The organism is Nostoc sp. MG11 (assembly GCF_014904695.1).
GTDB lineage: Bacteria > Cyanobacteriota > Cyanobacteriia > Cyanobacteriales > Nostocaceae > Komarekiella.
This window is the reverse complement of sequence record NZ_JACXXN010000017.1, coordinates 17,815-39,037: the sequence shown is the minus strand read 5'-3', so window position 1 is coordinate 39,037 and position 21,223 is coordinate 17,815. Positions and strand designations below refer to the sequence as shown.

Annotated in this window: 17 protein-coding genes and 1 pseudogene; 9 read left to right on the top strand and 9 right to left on the bottom strand. The window is 43.2% G+C overall.

What is annotated here, in order from left to right:
- Nucleotides 1-325: 325 nt before the first annotated feature.
- Nucleotides 326-5,026, top strand: a complete 4,701-nt coding sequence (locus tag HCR01_RS21970; protein WP_226889536.1) for a CHAT domain-containing protein — start codon at nt 326-328, stop codon at nt 5,024-5,026.
- Nucleotides 5,027-5,193: 167 nt separating this feature from the next.
- Here HCR01_RS21970 and HCR01_RS21965 read toward each other — a convergent pair whose 3' ends face one another.
- Together HCR01_RS21965 and aroB are read right to left on the bottom strand one after the other, a co-directional pair.
- Nucleotides 5,194-5,775: a Uma2 family endonuclease gene (locus HCR01_RS21965; RefSeq protein ID WP_193198187.1), complete on the bottom strand. Its 582-nt coding sequence runs from the start codon at nt 5,773-5,775 to the stop codon at nt 5,194-5,196.
- 28 nt (nt 5,776-5,803) lie between these two features.
- Nucleotides 5,804-6,892 carry a 3-dehydroquinate synthase gene (gene aroB / locus HCR01_RS21960; protein ID WP_193198186.1) on the bottom strand — a complete coding sequence of 363 codons (1,089 nt, stop codon included), beginning with the start codon at nt 6,890-6,892 and terminating at the stop codon, nt 5,804-5,806.
- Between the two features lie 196 nt (nt 6,893-7,088).
- Between aroB and petL the strand changes: the two genes are divergently transcribed.
- Nucleotides 7,089-7,184 (top strand): cytochrome b6-f complex subunit PetL, encoded by a 96-nt coding sequence (petL, locus tag HCR01_RS21955; protein WP_162394510.1) that lies wholly within the window; start codon nt 7,089-7,091, stop codon nt 7,182-7,184.
- Between the two features lie 177 nt (nt 7,185-7,361).
- Here the strand turns inward: petL and glsA are convergent, their stop codons facing one another.
- The gene (glsA, locus tag HCR01_RS21950) at nt 7,362-8,291 is read right to left on the bottom strand and encodes a glutaminase A (RefSeq protein ID WP_226889535.1); all 930 of its coding nucleotides are present in this window, start codon (nt 8,289-8,291) and stop codon (nt 7,362-7,364) included.
- A gap of 47 nt (nt 8,292-8,338) precedes the next feature.
- Between glsA and HCR01_RS21945 the strand changes: the two genes are divergently transcribed.
- From HCR01_RS21945 to HCR01_RS21925, 5 genes are all read left to right on the top strand, one after another.
- Complete coding sequence (locus HCR01_RS21945; protein WP_193198302.1) at nt 8,339-9,853, top strand: thioredoxin-like domain-containing protein; 1,515 nt, start codon at nt 8,339-8,341, stop codon at nt 9,851-9,853.
- A gap of 200 nt (nt 9,854-10,053) precedes the next feature.
- Complete coding sequence (locus HCR01_RS21940; RefSeq protein WP_193198185.1) at nt 10,054-10,437, top strand: KGK domain-containing protein; 384 nt, start codon at nt 10,054-10,056, stop codon at nt 10,435-10,437.
- Nucleotides 10,438-10,465: 28 nt separating this feature from the next.
- A complete protein-coding gene (locus HCR01_RS21935; protein WP_193198184.1) occupies nt 10,466-10,816 on the top strand; it encodes a DUF952 domain-containing protein in 351 nt (116 codons plus the stop codon).
- An 85-nt stretch (nt 10,817-10,901) separates the two neighbouring features.
- Nucleotides 10,902-11,090 (top strand): DUF4089 domain-containing protein, encoded by a 189-nt coding sequence (locus tag HCR01_RS21930; RefSeq protein ID WP_193198182.1) that lies wholly within the window; start codon nt 10,902-10,904, stop codon nt 11,088-11,090.
- The gene (locus HCR01_RS21925; RefSeq protein WP_193198181.1) at nt 11,087-12,466 is read left to right on the top strand and encodes an AtzE family amidohydrolase; all 1,380 of its coding nucleotides are present in this window, start codon (nt 11,087-11,089) and stop codon (nt 12,464-12,466) included. The genes HCR01_RS21930 and HCR01_RS21925 overlap by 4 nt, the downstream gene beginning before the upstream one ends.
- Nucleotides 12,467-12,494: 28 nt before the next feature.
- On the opposite strand, the gene HCR01_RS21920 is transcribed toward HCR01_RS21925, so the two are convergent.
- The 5 genes from HCR01_RS21920 to HCR01_RS21900 all read right to left on the bottom strand — a co-directional run bounded on the left by HCR01_RS21920 (nt 12,495) and on the right by HCR01_RS21900 (nt 15,761).
- Nucleotides 12,495-13,001 carry a GNAT family N-acetyltransferase gene (locus tag HCR01_RS21920; RefSeq protein WP_193198180.1) on the bottom strand — a complete coding sequence of 169 codons (507 nt, stop codon included), beginning with the start codon at nt 12,999-13,001 and terminating at the stop codon, nt 12,495-12,497.
- The gene (locus HCR01_RS21915) at nt 12,998-13,510 is read right to left on the bottom strand and encodes a GNAT family N-acetyltransferase (protein WP_193198179.1); all 513 of its coding nucleotides are present in this window, start codon (nt 13,508-13,510) and stop codon (nt 12,998-13,000) included. Before HCR01_RS21915 ends, HCR01_RS21920 begins: the two co-directional genes overlap by 4 nt.
- A gap of 171 nt (nt 13,511-13,681) precedes the next feature.
- Entirely contained in the window at nt 13,682-15,187 is a 1,506-nt protein-coding gene (locus HCR01_RS21910) for a bifunctional metallophosphatase/5'-nucleotidase (protein WP_193198178.1), read from the bottom strand.
- A 130-nt stretch (nt 15,188-15,317) separates the two neighbouring features.
- Nucleotides 15,318-15,515, bottom strand: a complete 198-nt coding sequence (locus tag HCR01_RS21905; protein WP_104908881.1) for a type II toxin-antitoxin system HicA family toxin — start codon at nt 15,513-15,515, stop codon at nt 15,318-15,320.
- Nucleotides 15,516-15,761: a DUF1902 domain-containing protein gene (locus HCR01_RS21900; RefSeq protein ID WP_193198301.1), complete on the bottom strand. Its 246-nt coding sequence runs from the start codon at nt 15,759-15,761 to the stop codon at nt 15,516-15,518.
- A gap of 132 nt (nt 15,762-15,893) precedes the next feature.
- On the opposite strand from HCR01_RS21900, the pseudogene HCR01_RS21895 reads away from it, so the two are divergent.
- Both HCR01_RS21895 and HCR01_RS21890 read left to right on the top strand, forming a co-directional pair.
- Nucleotides 15,894-16,136: pseudogene (locus HCR01_RS21895) on the top strand (type II toxin-antitoxin system Phd/YefM family antitoxin).
- Entirely contained in the window at nt 16,133-16,441 is a 309-nt protein-coding gene (locus HCR01_RS21890) for a Txe/YoeB family addiction module toxin (protein WP_320073154.1), read from the top strand. Before HCR01_RS21895 ends, HCR01_RS21890 begins: the two are co-directional and overlap by 4 nt.
- Nucleotides 16,442-16,956: 515 nt before the next feature.
- Here the strand turns inward: HCR01_RS21890 and HCR01_RS21885 are convergent.
- Complete coding sequence (locus HCR01_RS21885) at nt 16,957-21,159, bottom strand: caspase family protein (RefSeq protein WP_193198177.1); 4,203 nt, start codon at nt 21,157-21,159, stop codon at nt 16,957-16,959.
- Nucleotides 21,160-21,223: the final 64 nt, after the last annotated feature.

Here is a 21,223-nt window from a genome sequence, read left to right as displayed (position 1 = left end):
TAAAAAAATCGGGGATCTGACCGACACGCACCACTAGTAGTTCACCAACCAAAAATGACGGATGTAGGTCGGGAAAAGGTGACAAGAAATAAACCTTACCCTCTTACCCCTTACCCTTTTCCCAGCCAAGTTTACTTAGCAAACAACTAGCTACGATTTTTAAGTATGCTATGGGTGCATAGATATCTGAATATCATATTTTTGACATTCAGATTTAAGAAAATTTGTAACTAAATAACTAAAGAATAATTAACAGCGATCGCTTCTAAGTGAAAGCCCTGAACATTATATTCTGTTAACAGGTTAAAAACTTGTGAGTACTTCCATGTCACCACTGATCTCCATTGTCATTATCAATTACAACCGGGAGTCTTACGTTGGGGCAGCGATCGCTAGCTTCCTAGAGCAGACATGGCAAGACTTTGAGTTGCTAGTTTGGGATGATGACTCTACAGATGGATCAGTGGCGATCGCCTACGAGTATGTTTACGACCAAGTAGATAGAGTCAACGGTTCACCAGATCAAGAGGGGAAAAGAGAAAAGGGAAAAGGGAAAAGGGATGAACAGGTCGCTCACAAGAAGAGAAGTTGCAAGGAGGAACCAGCGCTGCGGGAGGGTCTCCCTCCGGGCAAACTTCGGGGGCGAGGTTTTTACCTTTCCCATAACAGAAAGATTCTTTCGCCCACAAGAGGCATTAGCGTAGCGGAACAAAGTCCGGTTTTTAGCTTTTTCCCTTCCCTCTTGCCCTTTCCCCTTGTTGATAAAGTAAGGCGGAGTCTCAACATCAGCATTCCTCGGCTCATTTGGGGAATAAGCAGTGTTCTGGGATATATTTCCCTAATCGGTACTGGATTAGCTCAAGCACAGCAAATTATTCCCGCTACCGATGGTACAGGCACAATTGTGACTCCCAACGGTAATCGACTCGATATCAATGGCGGTAAAACTTCCAGCGATGGAATTAACCTCTTCCATAGCTTTGAACAGTTTGGGATTAAGTTAGAACAAATTGCCAACTTTCAAGCTAATCCGGCTCTCCAAAATATCCTTGGTCGGATTACAGGCGGGAATGCCTCTATAATCAATGGTTTAATTCAGGTAACAGGTGGTAGCCCTAACCTGTATTTGATGAATCCGGCAGGATTTATTTTTGGCTCAAATGCCAGCTTAAACGTCCCCGGTGCTTTCACTGCGACAACAGCCAACGGTATTGGCTTTAACAACACTTGGTTCAATGCCATTGGTGCTAATGACTACACTGCCTTGGTGGGAAATCCCAACGGCTTTGCGTTTACCATGAGCCAGCCAGGAGCGATTGTAAATGCTGGTAGTTTGGGAGTGGGCTTTGGCCAGAGTTTGAATTTGTTAGGCGGTACTGTGGTGAATACTGGGCAACTCTCAGCACCCGCAGGCCAAATCGTCATTACATCCGTACCAGGGCAAAATTGGGTGCGTCTTAGTCAGTCAGGAAATCTCTTGAGTTTGGAAATTCAACCTCTCGCTAATAGCAACCAACCTAACAATTGGACAATTCCCATTACCTCTTTACCTGAATTGCTGACAGTTGGTAACACTGGGTTATCTGCTAACCCAGATGGAACTGTGCAACTGACAGACTCTAAAGTTATGATTCCCACCACTGCTACTACTATTGTTGCTGGCAAGGTTGACGTATCAAGCCAAACAGGTGGCACAGTAAATGTTTTGGGTCAACGAGTCGGGTTGATTGGTGCGAATATTAACGCCTCTGGGACAAATAGCGGTGGTACTGTGAGGATTGGTGGCGATTATCAAGGTAACGGAACTGTCCCCAATGCCGAGCAGACTTATGTTGACTCAAACTCCGTCATTTCTGCCGATAGTGGTCTGAATGGTAACGGGGGACGTGTGATTGTTTGGGGTAACGACACAAACTATTTTGGTAATATTTCTGCTCGCGGAGGCGCAAATTCAGGGAATGGCGGTTTTGTCGAAGTATCGGGCAAAAACTTCTTGACCTTTAGGGGACAGGTAGATACTTCAGCAGCTAATGGTAATGGCACTTTATTGCTCGACCCTAGCACGTTGACTATTGTTGATGCCCCAGCAGGCTCAGTTTATTTTGACCCTATGCCTGCTAATGTTCCCTTTGGGCGTCCAGATAGTGGAGCTAACACTATATCGTGGGGAGCGATCGCAAATCTAGGATTTAGCACAGCTATCAACTTACAGGTGACAGGAAATATTACTATCAATCCCATCAAAGGAGCGACGGCTGGAGTAACTACTCCTGGTATGGCTAGATTAAATTTGGGTGGTGGTAGTTTCAGCCTGACTTCAAACAGCGGTTCTGTAATCTTTGCCAAACCTACCGACACAATCCAGACAAACGGAGGAGCTATTACCATTTCAGGAGCCAGCCTATTCTTGGGAAATTTAAATACAAGCGGTGCTGGTATTAATAGTGGTAATGTAAATTTGTCTGCGAGTAACGGCAAGATCAATGTAGGCGACATTATCACCAGCGGTAATGGCTACGCTACTGGAACGGTAACTTTAACTGCTTTAGGCAATATCCACACGAATAATATTAATTCCTCTTCAACTGATGCCGTTGGCACAGGTATGGGTGGCAATGTAGTAATAAAAACTACCGACGGCAATATCACTACAAGATCAATTAACTCGTCTGTAGTCAAAACTGGAGGTGGCAGTTTTACAGGCATAGGTGGTGCAGTCAGCTTAACTGCCAAAGACCGCATTATCGTTAATGGTGCTATTGATACTTCAGTAACCGCTACTGGAGTCGATGGTACAGCAATGACTACAGGTGGTAACGTCACTTTAAAGACTAGTAATTCTGCTGGCAGCACTATTCGGTTTAATAGCATCAACACTCAAGCGACGACGGACTTTAATGGCAGTAGCACCGTTCAAGGTGGCAATGTGCAAGTGTTAACGAATGGAGTGGTTCAAGGAAGGGGAGCGATCGCTAGTACGGGTAATACAATCGCTAGTGGTGGAGTGTTTAATTTTATTGGTGAGCCGCAAAGTACTAGTGTTAGCTTTGCACCTACCATAGGCGGTAACATCACAATTCAATATGATGGAGGAGCAAAAAATAAGCCGTTTATCATAGGTAATGGCAAATTCAATGGCACAGCAGGGACAATTAATGCCGGAGGGAATTCAATTATCCCTCTAGGTAACAGCTTTCCAGTTTTGCCTAATAACGGAAATGTTAGTGGCACTCCAGGCGGTATCACTATTACATCTATTAACACCCCGCCAACACTGACGACATTGCCTTTGACATCCAATGCTCAACTCAATCAACCCTTTGTCTTCACATTTAATGCCAACACTAACGATGTCAACGTTGATAGAACGTCCGTTGTTATTGATGGTATTTTGGCAGGAGAACTGAGGCGAGACAATACCCTTTTAGTCCCTGGAAACACAATAGTTTCCGGTGAGACACTCAACTATACACCACCAACTAATACTACAGGATTAATTAATGCTTTCACAGTTAGAGCTAGCGATCGCGTTTCATCCTCAGCACCCACACCAATAGGAATCAACGTCAACCCCCTACCCTTGAAAGCCCCCCCTGCTACCTCTACTCCCCCTGCTCCTTCTACTCCCCTTCCTCCTACCTCTACTCAACCAGATATTTCTCCCTGCACATTTCAGTGTATTCAAAATCCCGGTATACCGCCTGTCACCACTTCCACTCAGACTGATGTCACCATTCTTAATACTGATTACAATCCCGAACTTAAGTTCACAACTAGCATTGCAGAACATTTAGACATATCCATTCCTGCGATTAAAACACTAGATGATGCTAGTGAGATTGCTCGCCAAATTGAGAAAGCTACTGGTGTTAAACCTGCGTTTGTTTATATCAGTTTTGTACCTGTAGAGATTCAACCAGAGGCAAATTTAGACCAAGCTAAATCTACCAAACAATTGAATCCCATACTAGAACAGGATAGCGACCAACTAGAACTAGTGGTAGTAACTGGAAAGGGTAAGCCCATACGTAAGCGCATTTCAGGAGCGACGAGAACCAAAGTTCTGGATGTAGCTCAAGAATTTCGCAACGAAATCGTTAATCCACGAAATCGTAGCCGCACCGATTACTTAAGTTCATCTCAGCAACTTTATCGTTGGATTATTGCACCACTAGACGCAGATTTACAGGCGCGAGGAATCAACAATCTGGTCTTCCTGCCAGACGTTGGGTTACGTTCAACCCCAATGGCTGCTCTCCACAATGGTAAAGGGTTCCTGGTGGAAAAATACAGTATTGGCTTGATGCCCAGTCTCAGCTTGACTAACACTTTATATAGTGATATTAAAAAATCCCAAATTTTAGCGATGGGGGTTTCTCTAAGTACTCAAGGTCAAGTACCTTTACCAGCAGTTCCCATTGAGTTATCAACACTGGTGTCCAAACTTTGGCAAGGTAAGTTGTTGTTGGACAAGCAAGCCACCTTAGACAATCTCAAAGTTATGCGCCACCACCAACCTTTTGGGATTATTCACATGGCAACCCATGCTGACTTTTCCACTGGTACTTTGAGCAACTCCTATATTCAACTTTGGGAGGACAAGTTGCGCTTAAACCAGATACGACAGTTACGGTTAAATGAACCCCAAGTCGAAATGCTGGTGCTGAGTGCTTGTAGAACAGCCTTAGGAAATAGAGAAGCAGAGATTGGGTTTGCAGGTTTAGCTGTACTAGCAGGTGTAAAAACCAGTATTGCCAGTCTTTGGGCAGTCAGCGATGCTGGTACAGCAGCATTAATGACAAAATTTTATGAAAGTTTAAGAACATCTCCCATTCGCGCAGAAGCTTTAAGACAGGCTCAGGTGGCTATGGCCAAAGGGGAGGTTTACGTCAAGAATGGTCAGGTACAAGGTTTGAGAACAGTTAGAAGTTTGCTTTTGCCTGCTGAAAGTATTAATGAAACTGAGCAATTACTATCACACCCTTATTATTGGGCAGCCTTCACAATGGTGGGTAATCCCTGGTAAAGGGAGAAATAAGATACAAGGTTGGGTTTTGCTTTGCTCACTGGTGTCAACTTCAACTAAAACCCTTTCAAAATTTCGTTTCTAAGTTTTACCTAAAAATATTCTTTATCATGAGGCTGAGCCTCGCAATGAGCATTCCCATTCGGAAAATAGGAACGAGACTAAAATTACGAATTAGTATTAGGTGGTATTTTCGCCTTTTGAAACACCTGCTCAGCAGTAAATTCTAATCCTTCAAATAAGATATCTGTGAGTAGTTCTGCTCCTATATAAGTTTGTGGTGCTGCATCTGGGTAAAAGACAGTAATGCTTCTAGCTTGACTATCTACCACCCACACCCGCAGCACCTTAGCATCCAAATAGTCTTTCGCTTTAGCTGCCATTTGTCCAAACGTTTGTCCTGGCGAAATAATCTCAATTACCAAGTCGGGAGGAACTGGACAAGCTTCGTTTTCATCCCAGTTAGTGGGTAAACGTTCATAAGAAATGTACAAAATATCTGGTGTTGGTACCCAATCTTTCCCACGACGGGTTAATGCAACAGCCCATTCTGGACAGACTTCTCCCCGTCCCTCAAAGCATTGCTCAATTAGATGCAGAAGGACGCGGGTAAGCTTAGCGTGAAAAAACTTTGGGGACATCTTAGCAATTGCCTGACCTTCTACGAGTTCGTAGGTGATATCTCCCTCGCCTGGTGGAAGATTTAAGAACTCTTGCAAGGTCAATTGATTGTTAGTTTGGAGAATCATGGTGCAAACCAGGGGTAGCTTGTTTTAATTACATCTCCTGCAGCACTTGCCGAATGATATCCGATGGCACATCATCGGTAACTGTCACTACACCAATTTGGGTCGGCAAAACAAACCGCACTTTACCCGCTTTGACTTTCTTATCTAACTGCAAAGCCTCAATAATTGCTTCTATGTCTACCCCATCCGGTAACTTAACTGGTAAACCCGTTTTTTGAATGAGGGCGTTTTGACGTTCCGCGTCTTCCTTTGTCCACATTCCCAAATTTACAGCAATTTGCCCTGCTGCTACCATGCCAATGGCAACTGCTTCACCGTGATTCACTAGACGATAACCAGTCAAGCTTTCCACTGCATGTCCGATGGTATGACCATAGTTGAGAATCGCCCGCAGTCCCGCTTCTTTCTCATCTTTACCAACTACATCAGCTTTAGCTTGACAAGAGCGCATTAATATAGTGTTTACTAGTTCGGGTTTGACGTAGCGGAGTTGGTCGAGGCGTTTACTCTGTTCCAACTGAGTAAACAATTCAGCATCCCAAATCACGCCGTACTTGATCACCTCTGCCATTCCCGCCTGAAATTCTCGCATGGGGAGGGTTTTCAAGACTTCTGGATCAATTAATACAAGACGCGGTTGATGGAATGCTCCAATCAAGTTTTTACCGTGGGGATGATTTACGCCAGTTTTGCCACCAATTGCCGAATCCACCATTGCTAAGAGAGTGGTAGGCACTTGTACAACATTAATACCCCGCAGCCAAGTTGCCGCTGCGAAGCCAGTCATATCACCAATTACACCCCCCCCCAAAGCCACCATAGTGGAAGAACGTTCGAGACGGTTTTCCAAGGCTGCATCGTAGATCTTTTGAATTGAGTTGAGGGTTTTGTAGCGTTCACCGGGTGGTAGGGTGCAGCTAGCAACTTCAAATCCAGCAGATGTCAGCGATGCGATCGCTCTTTCCCCATAATGCCTAAAAATCGTCGGATTAGAAACCAGTAGTACCTTTTTGCCTAGATTCAGACTAGCCATGTGTTGACCTAGTTGATCTAAGCTTGCAGGTATCGCAATCTCATAAGACTGCTCTGGTAAATTTACATTAATTACAGAAGTCATTAGCCAACCCTAAATAAGCACCCGTGCGCTGGTATTCTATCGCAATCTGGGAAGATAAGAGGGGCAGGGGGGCAAGGGGGAGATGAAGGGAATAACTTTTGACCCTTGACCAATAACAAATGACAAATGACAAATGACCAATGACCAATAACTAATGATTCAATAGATTTAGTGAAGTATTGTGGAGAAACAATAAATGTTTGGAGTAATAGCTTATATCGGCTTTTTGGCTTTGTTCTTTGGCTTAGCTGTTGGGTTGCTGTTTGGTCTACGCGCTGTCAAGCTAATTTAATCGCGAGCTATATTCAACCCAAGACCTAGGACTTACGCCTGAAATATCTCCTCACCTCGTTAAAAGGGGGCTTTTAAGGTTTCCCTCTTTTTCCGGCTTGCTTAGGGGGAGTGCGCTACACGAACGAGGTTTGACGCTTTCGTTGCGTAAGTCCTGGTGTATCTGAAAGATGGCAAATTAAGCAAAGATACTCAATTCTAACTTTTGCGCTAAAGCCTCAATAAAAGCAAGCCCCGCTACAGGATTACTCACTGCATCCAAAGGGGGACTGTAGCAGGCGATCGCTCCTTCACCTGGTACTATTGCTAAGAGTCCACCACCAATCCCAGATTTCATTGGTAGACCAATCTTGATGGCAAACTCAGCAGAAGCTTCGTACAGCCCACAGGTTAACATCACAGCGTTAACAATCCGGCGGTGCTGTGATGACAAAAAACTGTTTTCAAAAGCTAGAAGTTTTCCCAGTAGGGCTAAGTCTTCAACTCTTCCAGATAAACAGCACATCTGCTCGTATGTGTCAAGTGCTGTTTCAACATTTTCTAGATGTCCTATTTCGGCAAGATAATTTGCGATCGCTTGATTAGCTGGGGAACGTGTTGAGCGGACTGATGTCAGCATTTCCTGATCTAAGTTTAGCTGGCAGCCTGCTAATTGATTAAGCCATTGACAGAATAATTGAGTGCGTTGACTAGTGTCTTTTCCTGGTAATTTATCAGCGAGGATAATTGCTCCACTATTAATCATCGGATTACGTGGTCGTCCGCGATCGGCAATTAGCTGCTCTAAAGAGTTGAACGGTGCATCTGATGGTTCAGCGCCAACCCACTGAAAAACCGTTTCTGCTCCTAGATGTTCTAGCAGATAAAGCAGAGAAAATGTCTTAATAACACTCATCAGCGGGAATGCACGATCTGTATCCCCAAAGCTAATAGTTTCTTTTGATGCACAACAGATGTGAACAGCAAACCAACCAGGATCAGCCAAAGCTAGTTGTGGGATGCGAGCAGCAACTTGTCCTCGTTCAGCTTGGGTTTTAGCTTGTTGTACCCAAGCGGACAACTCTTTAGTAGTTAGTTTGTCAAGTCCTTTCACAAAAGATACAGCCATATCAAATTGCATAATTATGAATTATGAATTATAAATTACAAATTATTATGGTTCCCCGTGTTAGAGCGCCAGAATTACCACAAACTTACTCTTGGCTAAACACTGATAAACCCTTGTCTCTGAAACAACTCAGAGGTAGAGTCGTCATCTTAGACTTTTGGACATACTGTTGTATCAACTGTTTGCACATTCTGCCAAACTTGAAATATCTAGAACAAAAATATAAAGATAGCCTGACTGTTATTGGCGTCCACTCTGCCAAATTTGACAACGAAAAAGAAACTGAAAATATCCGCCAGGCTATTTTGCGCTACGACATTGAACATCCTGTTATAGTTGACAGCAGTTTCCGGGTTTGGCAAGAGTATACTGTGCGTGCTTGGCCGACGTTGATGATCATTGACCCCGAAGGTTACGTGATTGGCTCCGTTTCTGGTGAAGGGAATCTTGATGCTTTAGAGCAGCTAATTCAACAGTTAATTCAGCAACATCAAGATAAGGGAACGATTAATTTTCAAGAACTCAGCTTGACTTTAGAAAAACAGCGTCAACCATTAATTACACCTCTAGCTTTTCCTGGTAAAGTTCTGGCTACTCCAGCGGGTTTGTTCATCGCTGACTCTGGACATCACCGCTTAGTTATGAGTAGCTTTGAGGGGGAAATTTTGTATTTGATTGGTACTGGAAAATCTGGCTTAATCGATGGAACGTTTCACGAAGCGCAGTTTTTTGCACCGCAGGGAATGACATTTGATGCAGAAAATCAGATACTCTACGTTGCTGATACGGAAAATCATGCTCTACGACGAGTTGACTTGAAGCGTCAGGTAGTGGAAACCATTGGGGGAACGGGTGAGCAAAGCCGTAATATTCGCCCTCATGGCGGTGCTGGTTTAGAAACTGCGCTGAATTCTCCTTGGGATTTAGTGAAAGTGGAAAATACTTTGTTCATTGCGATGGCGGGGCCTCATCAAATTTGGCAAATGGATTTGGAAACTGGCGTTATCAAAACTTATGCTGGGACTGGTGCAGAAGCTTGCGTTGATGGTTCACTTACTGAATCTGCTTTTGCTCAACCCAGCGGTATTACCACTAATGGACAGGAATTATATATTGCTGATAGTGAGGTTAGCTCAATTCGCGGTGTGGGATTGGTGGAACCGCGTCAAGTTAGAACTATTTGCGGTAGTGGGGGTTTATTTGGGTTTGGTGATGTTGATGGACAGGGTGAAAATGTGCGGTTGCAGCACTGTTTGGGAGTGGAATACGTTCAAAATTATTTATGGGTAGCAGATACTTATAATCACAAGATTAAATTAGTTAGTCCCAGTGGAAATTGTCAAACTGTTTTGGGGGATGGTTATGTTGGTTTGCAAGATGGTCAAGGTAAGAATAGCCGCTTTTTTGAACCTTCGGGATTGAGTGCGATCGCTTCATCTCTATACATTGCTGATACTAATAATCATGCTATTCGTTGTGTAGATTTGGATACTTTTGAGGTGGCAACTTTGGAATTTCCCGGTTTGTGTGCGCCAGATGTATGTATTCCATTTAATTTATAGAATGATTACCTCACGCAGAGGCGCAGAGACGCTGAGAAAAGTTTGTTAGGTGATCGCTTAATAAATTCTCAAATTTTTAATTTGTATTTATATCTCAGTATTTTCACTATCTTGATGTCACTAAAATTGCGTAATAAGCTTGGGATGAGTTTAAAATATCAAGTGGATATTACCCAGCCTAAGTAGTTTCCAGTATTATTATGAATAATAAATTCTTTTCACTTGACTGTGATGATGTAGTTCTTTTTGAGAAAGATACTTTTAAAATAAGTAGACTAAGAGAGTTAGTTATACGAGAAATTATAAATAAATGGCGTCAGAAAATTTGCACATACAAAACTCAAATTACTGATAGTTCAGTTGGTAGCTTGTTTGGCACTATCTCTACTGGTGACGAATCTATCCCATTTAATGAAGTGAAAATAAATGCTATTAAAGATTGTCAAGTTCTTAAAATTGGTGGAAAAAGCTGGCAGAAAGGAAAGTTGGAAATTCGGATATCCATATACCCTAATAGCAATAAGGTAAATAATTTATGTCTTGAATTTTATCCAGATGAATTTATTGAAACAGAATTACCTTGAAATTAAAGAAATAAATGATACAAGCAACATGAACACTATCTTCCACATCACCCAACGCCAACAATGGGAACAAGCAAAAAACATCGCCATATATCGCGGTGATACGCTGGACTCTGAAGGCTTTATCCACTGTTCAAAAGCTGACCAAATAGTTAAAGTTGCAAATACCTTTTTTCTTAACCAAAAAGATTTAGTATTGCTTTTTATTGACTCGGATAAAGTGCAACCGGAAATTCGTTATGAAGAAGCTGAGATAGGTGAATTATTTCCTCATATTTATGGTGAGTTAAATATTGATGCTGTGTTCCAGGTTATCGATTTTGAACCTGGTGAAGCTGGTTTGTTTGAGTTGCCGCAAGAAGTTATAGATTTGGAATAACGAACCGCAGAGGCACAGCGAAAAGTCGGAGCGCCGGCTTCCGGCGATCTGAACTTTTCAAGACAGAGAACGCAGAGGAGGAGAGATGGAGAGTAGAGGATTTAATGTGGGTGAGTATGTTGATCAAATGGCATTGTTGATGGATTTGCAGATTAGAGATGAGTATCGGGATGGGGTGGTGGCAAACTTTGAGAGAATAAGAGCGATCGCACAATTAGTAAACTCTTTTCCGCTAACAGAGGAAATCGAAGCTGCATCAGTATTTGAACCATGAATGATGCTGTATCTATAGCTGCTGCTGTGCGGGAAGGTAAAGTTAGCGCGGTGGAAGTTATTAAATCTGCGTTAGCGCGAATAGCAGCGCGGGATGATGAACTGAATTGTTTTACGGCTGTAACTGCTGAGGCGGCTTTGGTGGATGCAGCACGAATTGACAGGGAAATTGCCCAAGGTAATAACCCTGGGGTGTTGGCTGGTGTACCTTTTGCCGTGAAGAATCTCTTCGATATTACTGGTTTAATAACTCTAGCGGGGTCGAAAATTAATGCAGAAAACCCAGCAGCTACCCAAGATGCAACAGCAATAGCCAAGCTGAAACGATCTGGCGCTGTATTGGTTGGCGCTTTAAATATGGATGAGTACGCCTATGGGTTTGTGACGGAAAATTCCCATTACGGTGCTACTCATAATCCCCATGATTTACAGCGAGTCGCTGGGGGGTCATCGGGTGGTTCAGCGGCGGCGGTGGCTGCTGGGTTGGTTCCGCTAACGCTGGGTTCTGACACTAATGGATCTATTCGTGTTCCGGCTGCTTTGTGTGGCGTTTTTGGTTTTAAACCGACTTACGGGCGGTTGTCGCGTGCTGGGGTAGCTTTATTTTCTAGTAGTTTTGACCACATTGGGCCTTTTGCTCGTTCGGTACAGGATATCGCTACAGCTTTTGATGTGCTTCAAGGAGAAGACGATCGCGATCCAATTTGTACAAAACGTCTGCCTGTAGAGACGTTACATGTAACGTCTCTACATCAAGATATCTCTGATATTAGAATTGCGATCGCTGATGATTATTTTACCAAAGGTGCAGAACCCGAAGCATTAGCAGCAGTGCAAAAGGTAGCAGAGGCTTTGGATGTAACTGAGTATATAACAATACCAGAAGCACATCGCGCCCGTGCAGCGGCGTTTGTGATTACAGCTAGCGAGGGAGCAAATCTGCATTTAGACAAGTTGCGCTTACGTCCCCAGGATTTTGATCCAGCTACACGCGATCGCTTTTTGGCTGGGGCGTTAATCCCTAGTAGTTGGTATTTGCAAGCACAACGCTTTAGAAGATGGTATCGCGATCGCGTCCGCGAAGTCTTTCAAAATGTCGATGTAATCCTCGCACCAACTACACCAATTTCAGCACCACTCATTGGCCAACAAACGATGATTGTAGACGGTGAAGAAATTCTTGTTCGTCCGCATTTAGGGTTGTTTACTCAGCCATTATCTTTTATTGGCTTACCCGTTTTATCAGTGCCAATTCAGCAACAAAATACTTTACCTTTGGGTGTGCAATTGATAGCAGCGCCGGATAATGAAGCGTTAATTTTAAGTGTTGCATCTGTGTTAGAAGCGCGTGGTGTAGTTTCAGTAAAAGTATTATAATTGCTAGTAAAATTTGAATGGCTTAGTGTTAAACTCCAGCAAAAGCTGGTGGATAAACAACTTTACCCTTATACTTTTCCTGATAGTTTTTTAGCGGTTTAACCATAAATACATCCTCTGGAACCGGAAAGGGAGACTCGACTTGATAATCAACTGATGGTTTGAAGCCAAAGCGAGGATAGAAATAAGGATGACCAAGTACAATTACCATCGCTTCTCCTCTTGGATTTGCTCTTTCTAACCCTGCTTCTACCAATTTGCTACCAATTCCCCGCCTTTGAAACTGTGGAGAAACAGCCAGAGGTGCTAAACCAAGTACCTGTAAAGTTTCTTCACTCACTAAATCGATGTAACTGAAAAGAATGTGACCTACTACAATACCTGCAACCTCTGCAATCAATGATAATTCTGAAATATAACGGTCAGAATGACGAATTTCCTCCACAAGTTTAGCTTCATTTTCCTGTCCAAAGGCTAATGTATTTACCTCAGCTATTGCTGGATAATCTAATAAAGTTTCACTACGAATATTCATGATTTCAGTATCAATTCCATAAAAATCCAGTTGGCTCGATATTCTAAAGGAATCTCTTGTTTTTCTAAATACGGTTCGATATTTTGAAAGCCAAATACACGATAAAGTGCTTGGGCTTCCTTTGCAAATGGAGCGCTGTCTAAACGAATCTTTGAGTAACCAATCAAAGAAGCTTCATTTGTAATAGCTTCTAATAATGCTCGACCTATTCCTTTTCTCCGAAATTCTGATTTTACATACATCCTTTTGATTTCACCAACATCTTCACCAATCTTTCGCAAGCAAGCGCAGCCAGCTATTTGTTCCTCATATTGCCCTAAAAGCAAGCGTCCTGTCGGCGGTACAAATTGATGAAGTTGAGTCATGTATTGCTCTAAAAATGTATTAACATCAAAATCAATATTCAATTCCCGGCTAAATATTAAATTAGTCTCATTCAAATACTCCAAAAACAATTCACCTATATGAGATTTATATTCTTCAATATCTACTGATATAATTTTGAGCAAAGTTTATGCCTCCGCTATGTAATTCAAAATATAAGAGCGATCGCTTGACATTCAAGACTGTAGCTACGAGGTCGAAGATCATCAAAATGTCACTTTTCTTAACCAAACTAGAGTAGGGATACAACATTGTTGTGCCCCTATGCGCCCCAAACATATTTTAGATATGATAGATTATTTCACAATCTGAATAGCAGTTGCTTGGTTCTTTAACTGGTCAATCACAGCAAAACGAATATCTCGTTTTTCAGCAATCAGCTTAATCCCCGGTTGTTGAAGATTTAAGAAATCTAATCCTTTTTCTTTACCACTGATTAAGAAATCATTAATAGCGACTTTGTAAGTTTTTTTGAGGTTAAGAATTTGACCGTTAATTAACCAATTTCCTGAACTCGTTTCTTGGGTAACTTTGGCTGTTTGCAGATAGCCACCAGAGCCTTTATTAGCTTGTCCTTGATCTAAAACCCTTTTCAACAACGCCCCATTAATGTCTATCGCCGCAATTTTACCTCCAAAAGGCAGTATGCGAATTACATCGTACTGGGTAATCGGGCCTGGTGGAATTACATCATCAATCCGAATTGAACCGCCATTAAATATGGCTAAATCTGCATTTTGTACTTCTTTCAACATCGCTTCAGCAATTAACTCTGTCATCTTTGTAGATTTGTTGCGGACGCTAGATTCTAAACCATCTAGAGCAACTGGCATTTTTGCAACTTCTTGCTCCGGCTCAAAACCATTGGCGCGAAATCCCTGATAACCTCTTTCAAGCCATTCCTTGACTATCTTTGCAGTCTTGGGTTCGTCGGGAATTTTTTCGGTAATCGGTACTAGACGAGAGTTAATCTGAAGGCTACGCTTTGTAGTGTCGTAGCTTAAATTGTGGACGTATACTGTACGGGCATTAGCATCTGCTTTAAAAATTGGTGTAAAATCTTGACCCCGCCATTGTTGGATATTTTCGTGTTCGTGTCCACCGAGAATGATATCAATTTCTGGTACAGTTTCCGCTAATTTGTGATCATCTTCAATTGATAGATGGGTAATAGCAACTACGATATCAACTTTACCCTTGAGCGCCTGAACCTGCTGTTTAGCTGTTTCAATCGGATCGGTGTAACTGACGTATTGAGGCTGATTGCTATCAAGAGTGACACCAATTAACCCTACCCTGACTAAAGCACCGCGATCGCCTTTAACATTTAATACTAGCGATCTAGGAACTCCTGTGAAAGGCTGTCCCTTACTATTTGATACATTACTGGAAACCCAACGAAAGCGGGATTCTTGCAATCGTTGGTAAAATAAGTTCTCCGATAGATCAAATTCATGATTGCCAAAAGTCGCATAGTCAACCCCCAAAGCATTCATCACAGCTACCATCTGCTGACCTGCTAAAGGTGTACCGTTAATTTTGGCAGTTCCTAAAGCCGAAGGGCTAAAGAAATCCCCAGCTACAACAGTATAGGTGCGAGGATTTTCCTTGTAAAGTTGTTGTCGTAGGGTAGCGACACGCGCCAAACCGCCACGACTTCCCCCTTCCACAGGAGTAATTTCGTAAATATCATTGAGTTGCAGCAGGTTAATATTGACGATTTCGGCAAGTACAGGAGTAGCGAAAGTGACTGTCGCCAATACCTGTAAAACTACGCTGCATCCCTTCTGGATAAGTTTCATATTTAGCCTTGAATGACTCGGACTATACGGAATTGATTTTAAGGGATACTGTCAATCAAAGCTAGCTTAATTAATTATTGAATCTTGGATGTTGCTGTTCAGAGCTAGAGACTTCCTACTTGCTATCCCATTAAAAGGCTTTGGGTAATCCAGCTTGTTTCAAAACTCCGTTGGCGGTATGGCGTGACTTGATGGTTCCGTCTACAACAAACCGACGATCTGTGATTGGACTGTACCAGATTTCATGATCTCCTTTGCCTTGCCGTTCAAAGTAGCACCCAACTTCTGAAAGCATCTTTTTCAACTCAGGAGTAAACGACGCACCCATCTATGAAGCCACCTCTATCAACTCTTGTCGATGGCTGGTTAACTCAAAGGTGATAGAACCTACATAGTCAGGAGGGACAATTCTGTTGAGAATGATCAGTTCTGGAATTATTTCTCGCAGTTTTTGTGTCAGAACCTCAATCGTAGAAGCTTCTGTTACTAATCCAGGTACGTCATCACTAGTTGCTACCCAAACTTCTGTGTCTGAATCCCAAAATGCTTCAACCTTAAATATGATTTGTGCCATCATCGAGTGCTTACAACGTAGTTCCAGTTTAGAACATCCGAGTTCTCAGGGTAAGCGTAGATGCGCTCCTTACTTGCTTGCATAAGTTCGTAGATAAACTAAAGTAAAGTTATCGTGAGCTAAAAAAGCATGATGTCTTTGCTTCCCGTCAATGACGCTCAAAATAATTTACAAGAGCTGATAGACCAAGTTGCAGAGTAGGGTAAGCCTGTGATCATTCAGGGCGATCGTGGTAATGCAATTCTGCTTGCCCAAAAAGACTGGTCTGCAATTCAGGAGACTCTTTATTTGTTATCGATACCTGGAATGCGAGAATCTATTAAAGAAGGACTAGCAACTCCGATCCAAGAATGCGATGAGGAATTGGATTGGTGAGTCAGGGCAGTAATGGAGAGCCACTTCCAAATTCTGAAGAAGTGAGTTGGAGGTTAGTTTACACAAAACAAGCGCAAAAAGATGCCAAGAAGTTAGCTTCTAGTAATTTAAAGGAAAAAGCTGAGGAGTTGCTTGTAGTTCTTAAAAAGAATCCTTTTCAAAATTCTCCACCTGATGAAAAGCTGGTTGGTGATTTATCAGGTGCGTATTCTCGCAAGATAAACATACAGCATCGGTTGGTATATGAAGTCATCGAATCCGAACAAGTAGTCAAAATAATTCGGATGTGGACGTATTACGAGTAAGTTTTAGGTAGTTGATGACAAGATTTAATTTTGGGGTTGACCCGAACTTGATATTAATTGTGGTTGACTCTTAAATAATTGCCCTTTATTCACAATAATTGACCCTTGGATCTAAAATATTGCAGTTCTGAGCATGAAGTTCCGAGTTCCGAACATGAAAAATGGAGTTCTGAACACAAAGTTCCGAGTTCTGAGCACGAAGTTCCGAGTTCTGAGCACGAAGTTCCGAGTTCTGAGCATGAAGTTCCGAGTTCCGAACATGAAAAATGGAGTTCTGAACACAAAGTTCCGAGTTCTGAGCACGAAGTTCCGAGTTCTGAGCATGAAAAGTGGAGTTCTAAGTCTCAACATTGGAGATTATATCAAGTTCGGTTAATTAGTTGTAATTCCTGGATCTATGCATCAAGTTTAAAAACCCTCCCCCCTGCTCCCTGCCCTCTGCTCCCCTGCGGTCTTAATGATAAGTCTTTAACCGAACATGATATTAGAGGTTTATTTCTCCTGTTCTCTTCTCATTAATCCTCGCTTTTAGCTTCTTCTTGGCTCCAAACATATTTACGGCAGACTTCGCAAGCGGCTTTTGTTTCCTTTGTTTGTGGATTAATGAAGATAGGATGGTAACGCAACCTGTCGCAACAGACTTGCAACCATGCACGCCAACCACCGCGCCACAACCGCACTGTGCCGTCTTCACCGCCACTGACAATGGTCTGCCCATCAGCGCTGATGGCCACAGACCTGACATAATGCTCATGACCACGCAATGGTTCAGCTAAGGAAAGACCTTGGCGATTCCACAACCGCACTGTGCCGTCTTCACCGCCACTGATAATCGTCTGTCCATCGGCGCTGATGGCGACAGAATAGACATTACCCTCATGACCACACAATGGTTCAGCGAAGGCAAGACCTTGATGGTTCCACAACCGCACTGTGCCATCACCACCGCCACTGACAATCGTCTGCCCATCGCCGCTAATGGCGACAGACAATATATCACCTTCATGACCACGCAAAAGTTCAACTAAGGGAAGACCTTGGTAGTTCCACAACCACACTCTACCGTCATCACCGCTACTGACAATTGTCTGCCCATCTTGGCTAATGGCGACAGAATAGACCCAACCCTCATGACCAGGCAATGGTTCAGCGAAGAGAAGACCTTGGCGGTTCCACAACCGCACTGTGCCGTCTTCACCGCCACTGACGATTGTCTGTCCATCGCCGCTGATGGCAACAGACAAGACACCACCTTCATGACCGAGTAATGGTTCAGCTAAGGAAAGACCTTGGCGATTCCACAACCGCACTGTGCCGTCTTCACCGCCACTGATAATCGTCTGTCCATCGGCGCTGATGGCGACAGAATAGACATTACCCTCATGACCATACAATGGTTCAGCGAAGGCAAGACCTTGATGGTTCCACAACCGCACTGTGCCATCACCACCGCCACTGACAATCGTCTGCCCATCGCCGCTAATGGCGACAGAATAGACATTACCCTCATGACCACACAATGGTTCAGTGAAGGCAAGACCTTGGTGGTTCCACAACCGCACTGTGGCGTCTTTACCGCGACTGGCAATCGTCTGCCCATCGCCGCTAATGGCGACAGAATAGACACGACTCTCATGACCACGCAATGGTTCAGCTAAGGGAAGACCTTGCAGATTCCATAACCGCACTGTGCCGTCTTCACCGCCACTGACAGTCGTCTGCCCATCTTGGCTAATGGCGACGGAATAGACATTCCCCTTATGACCACGCAATGGTTCAGCTAAGGGAAGACCTTGCAGATTCCACAACCGCACCGTGCTGTCTTCACCGCCACTGACAATCGTTTGCCCATCGGCGCTGATGGCGACAGACCTGACATTACCCTCATGACCACGCAAAGGTTCGGCTAAGAGAAGACCTTGGCGGTTCCACAACCGCGCTGTGCCGTATCTACCGCCACTGACAATCGTCTGCCCATCTTGGCTAATGGCGACAGACCAGACATAACCCTTATGACCAAGCAATGGTTCAACTAAGGGAAGACCTTGGTGGTTCCACAACCGCACCGTGCCGTCTTCACCGCCACTGACAATCGTCTGCCCATCGGCGCTGATGGCGACAGAATAGACCCAACCCTCATGACCACGCAATGGTTCAGCTAAGGGAAGACCTTGGCGGTTCCACAACCGCACTGTGCCGTCTTCACCGCCACTGATAATCGTCTGTCCATCGGCGCTGATGGCAACAGAATAGACATAACCCTCATGACCAGGGAATGGTTCAGCTAAAGGAAGACCTTGGTGGTTCCACAACCGCACTGTGCCATCACCACCGCCACTGACAATCATCTGCCCATCTGCACTGATGGCGATAGAGTTGACATCACGCTTATGACCACGGAAGGAAATGGAGACTCTTGCTTTATTCATTACCCGATTCAAACTGTTCTGAACTGGCGCAAGAATTTGCTGGGGTAATTTCTCCAGATTCTCACCCATAGCTTGAATTGCCAAAACTAGACTATCTAGGGGTTGGACTGTCAATAAATTCTCTACCCTGGCGGCTTTCTCTCGCAACCGGGATTCAGTGAGTGCCTTTTCTAATGTGGCAATCTGGTGCTGTTCATAAGCATTACTAAGTTGATAAAAATTTTTGGCTTGAGGTGATGATAAAAACTCTAACTTACTCCAATTTTCCCGCACTTCTGCCAGCAATCCCCCCTGGATTAAGTATTTTTCATTCTCCCCTTTATTCAACCACTCGCGTAAAGCATCTGCTAACCTATCACTCAACCGCCGCAAATCTCGGTTTTGTTGTCGCCATTGAGCGAACCTCTCCCAACCCTCAATTAAGGCTTCATGGGCTAAATCAATCCACGCTTTTCCTTGTTCATCTTTCCCAGCTACCAGCAAACGTCCCTTTACCAATCCTTCATCTAGCAATTCTCTTAATGCTTCCTTCTGTTTTTGGTCATTACCAGCAATGGCTAACAGTTCAGTTTTTGGTTGGCGCTGTCGCGTATCCTTTTCTCCCTCTCCCGTTCGCAGTAATCGTAGGAAAATTTGCCCAATCCAGTCTTTCTCTTGTTTATTTCGTTCTTGAGTTGGGGAATCCTGCTGATAATCTTCGTAGAGATAAACATTTTCTGCATGAAAATTCAGCGCCCCTGTCAATCCTTGGAAGTTTTCATACTGTTCTAGGGTAAGTTGATGCTTTTGCTGGTCGCGTTTTTCCCAGAGTCTAGTTAAAGCAAACTCCATTAACGGCAAGTATCCCGGTTCTTTACCAACATCTTCTAAAATTTTCAGTACTAGTCTTTCTTCAACACTATGACCTTGAAGTTTAGCAGGTTCGGTGATTGTCTCTTTTAAATCAACTCCAGTTATACGCGGCATCAAAACAAGCTGATTTTCAATCAATTTATTTAAAGACGGATAGTCTAAACATGGTTCGAGAAAATCCGATCGCATGGTAATCACAACTTTCAACCGCGAATCGGTCATCTCTACTACCTGAGTCAGCAATTCAATAAATCTCTGCTTGTCTTTAGTAGCAGCAACAGTAAATAGTTCCTCAAACTGATCTACTACCAATAAAAATTTGTCTGCACCTGTGAGATGCTCCAGAATTTCAGGTAAAGGATTTGCTTCTTTAGTAATCAACTCCCAAAGCAATTTTTCGTTTCTCGCCCCTAGAAAAAATTTTTTTAGAACTCCTCTCAATTCCTGCAAAGGCTGAAATCCTGGCTTGATTGGCGGTAAAATTTGCCACCCACTATAAGCTAATTCTGGAATCAAGCCCGCTTGAACTACAGAAGATTTACCACTCCCTGAAGCGCCAATAATGGGCACAAAGGGCTTTTGTGCCAGTTTGCTCAAAATTTTCTTTACAATCTCTTGGCGTCCAAAGAAAAACTGTTTTTGTTCCGCTTCAAACGCTTTTAAACCTTGGTAAGGACATTCTTCTTTTACTTCAAAGATTTTAGCTTGTCTTTGATGGTTGTAGGTAACTAAAGTAATTGAACTTCCCCAACCCATTTGAATTGGTTGTTGACCACTTCCTTTTAGTTCGGCGCTAATATTACCGAAGAGATCAGCGCTTGTCACCTGTCCATGCTTATTAGCTTTCTCTGCTGATAAACCTGCAAGCAAAGCAGTTGTAAAAATACTATGTTGCTCACTTTTCTTTGCGTAAGCTTGCTGAAAACTTCTGCAAGCAGCAATAAAGTAGTAATCGCGCTGTGAAATAAAGGCAGTGAGGGTTTTTTCGATGAGATTGCGTTCTAAAAATTCACCGCTATGACAGCAATCTAACAGTACTACTAGACTACTCAAGTCGGAATCTTTGATTAGTTCGTTCAGTTCAGCAAGGCTAATTCCGCCTTTTTGTCCAACAATTTTTTTGTCTTCTGTAAAAATTGTCAAATCAGAAGTTGCCAAATATGCTTGTGGTCTTCCCAAGGAGCTAGATACGGGGATACCATGACCTGTAAAGTAAATTAGTGCTTCGTTTTTAACTGCTTGTTGTAGCAAAAGTGTTTTTAAAGCTTCAGCCAACCTAGTTGTACTAACTTTCCCTTTGAGAACAGTGATATCCTCAAAATTACCATACGCTTTTAGTACCCGTTCTACCGCTTCTGCATCCGTAGCTGGTTTACTGAGGTTGGGAAGCTGATTTGTATAATCTGTAATGCCAACAACAAGCGCGTAACGAGCCATCTATACACATTTGAGTTGTCTGTTACAGAATAAGATAACGTAAATACACCTAAAATCTGAGGGC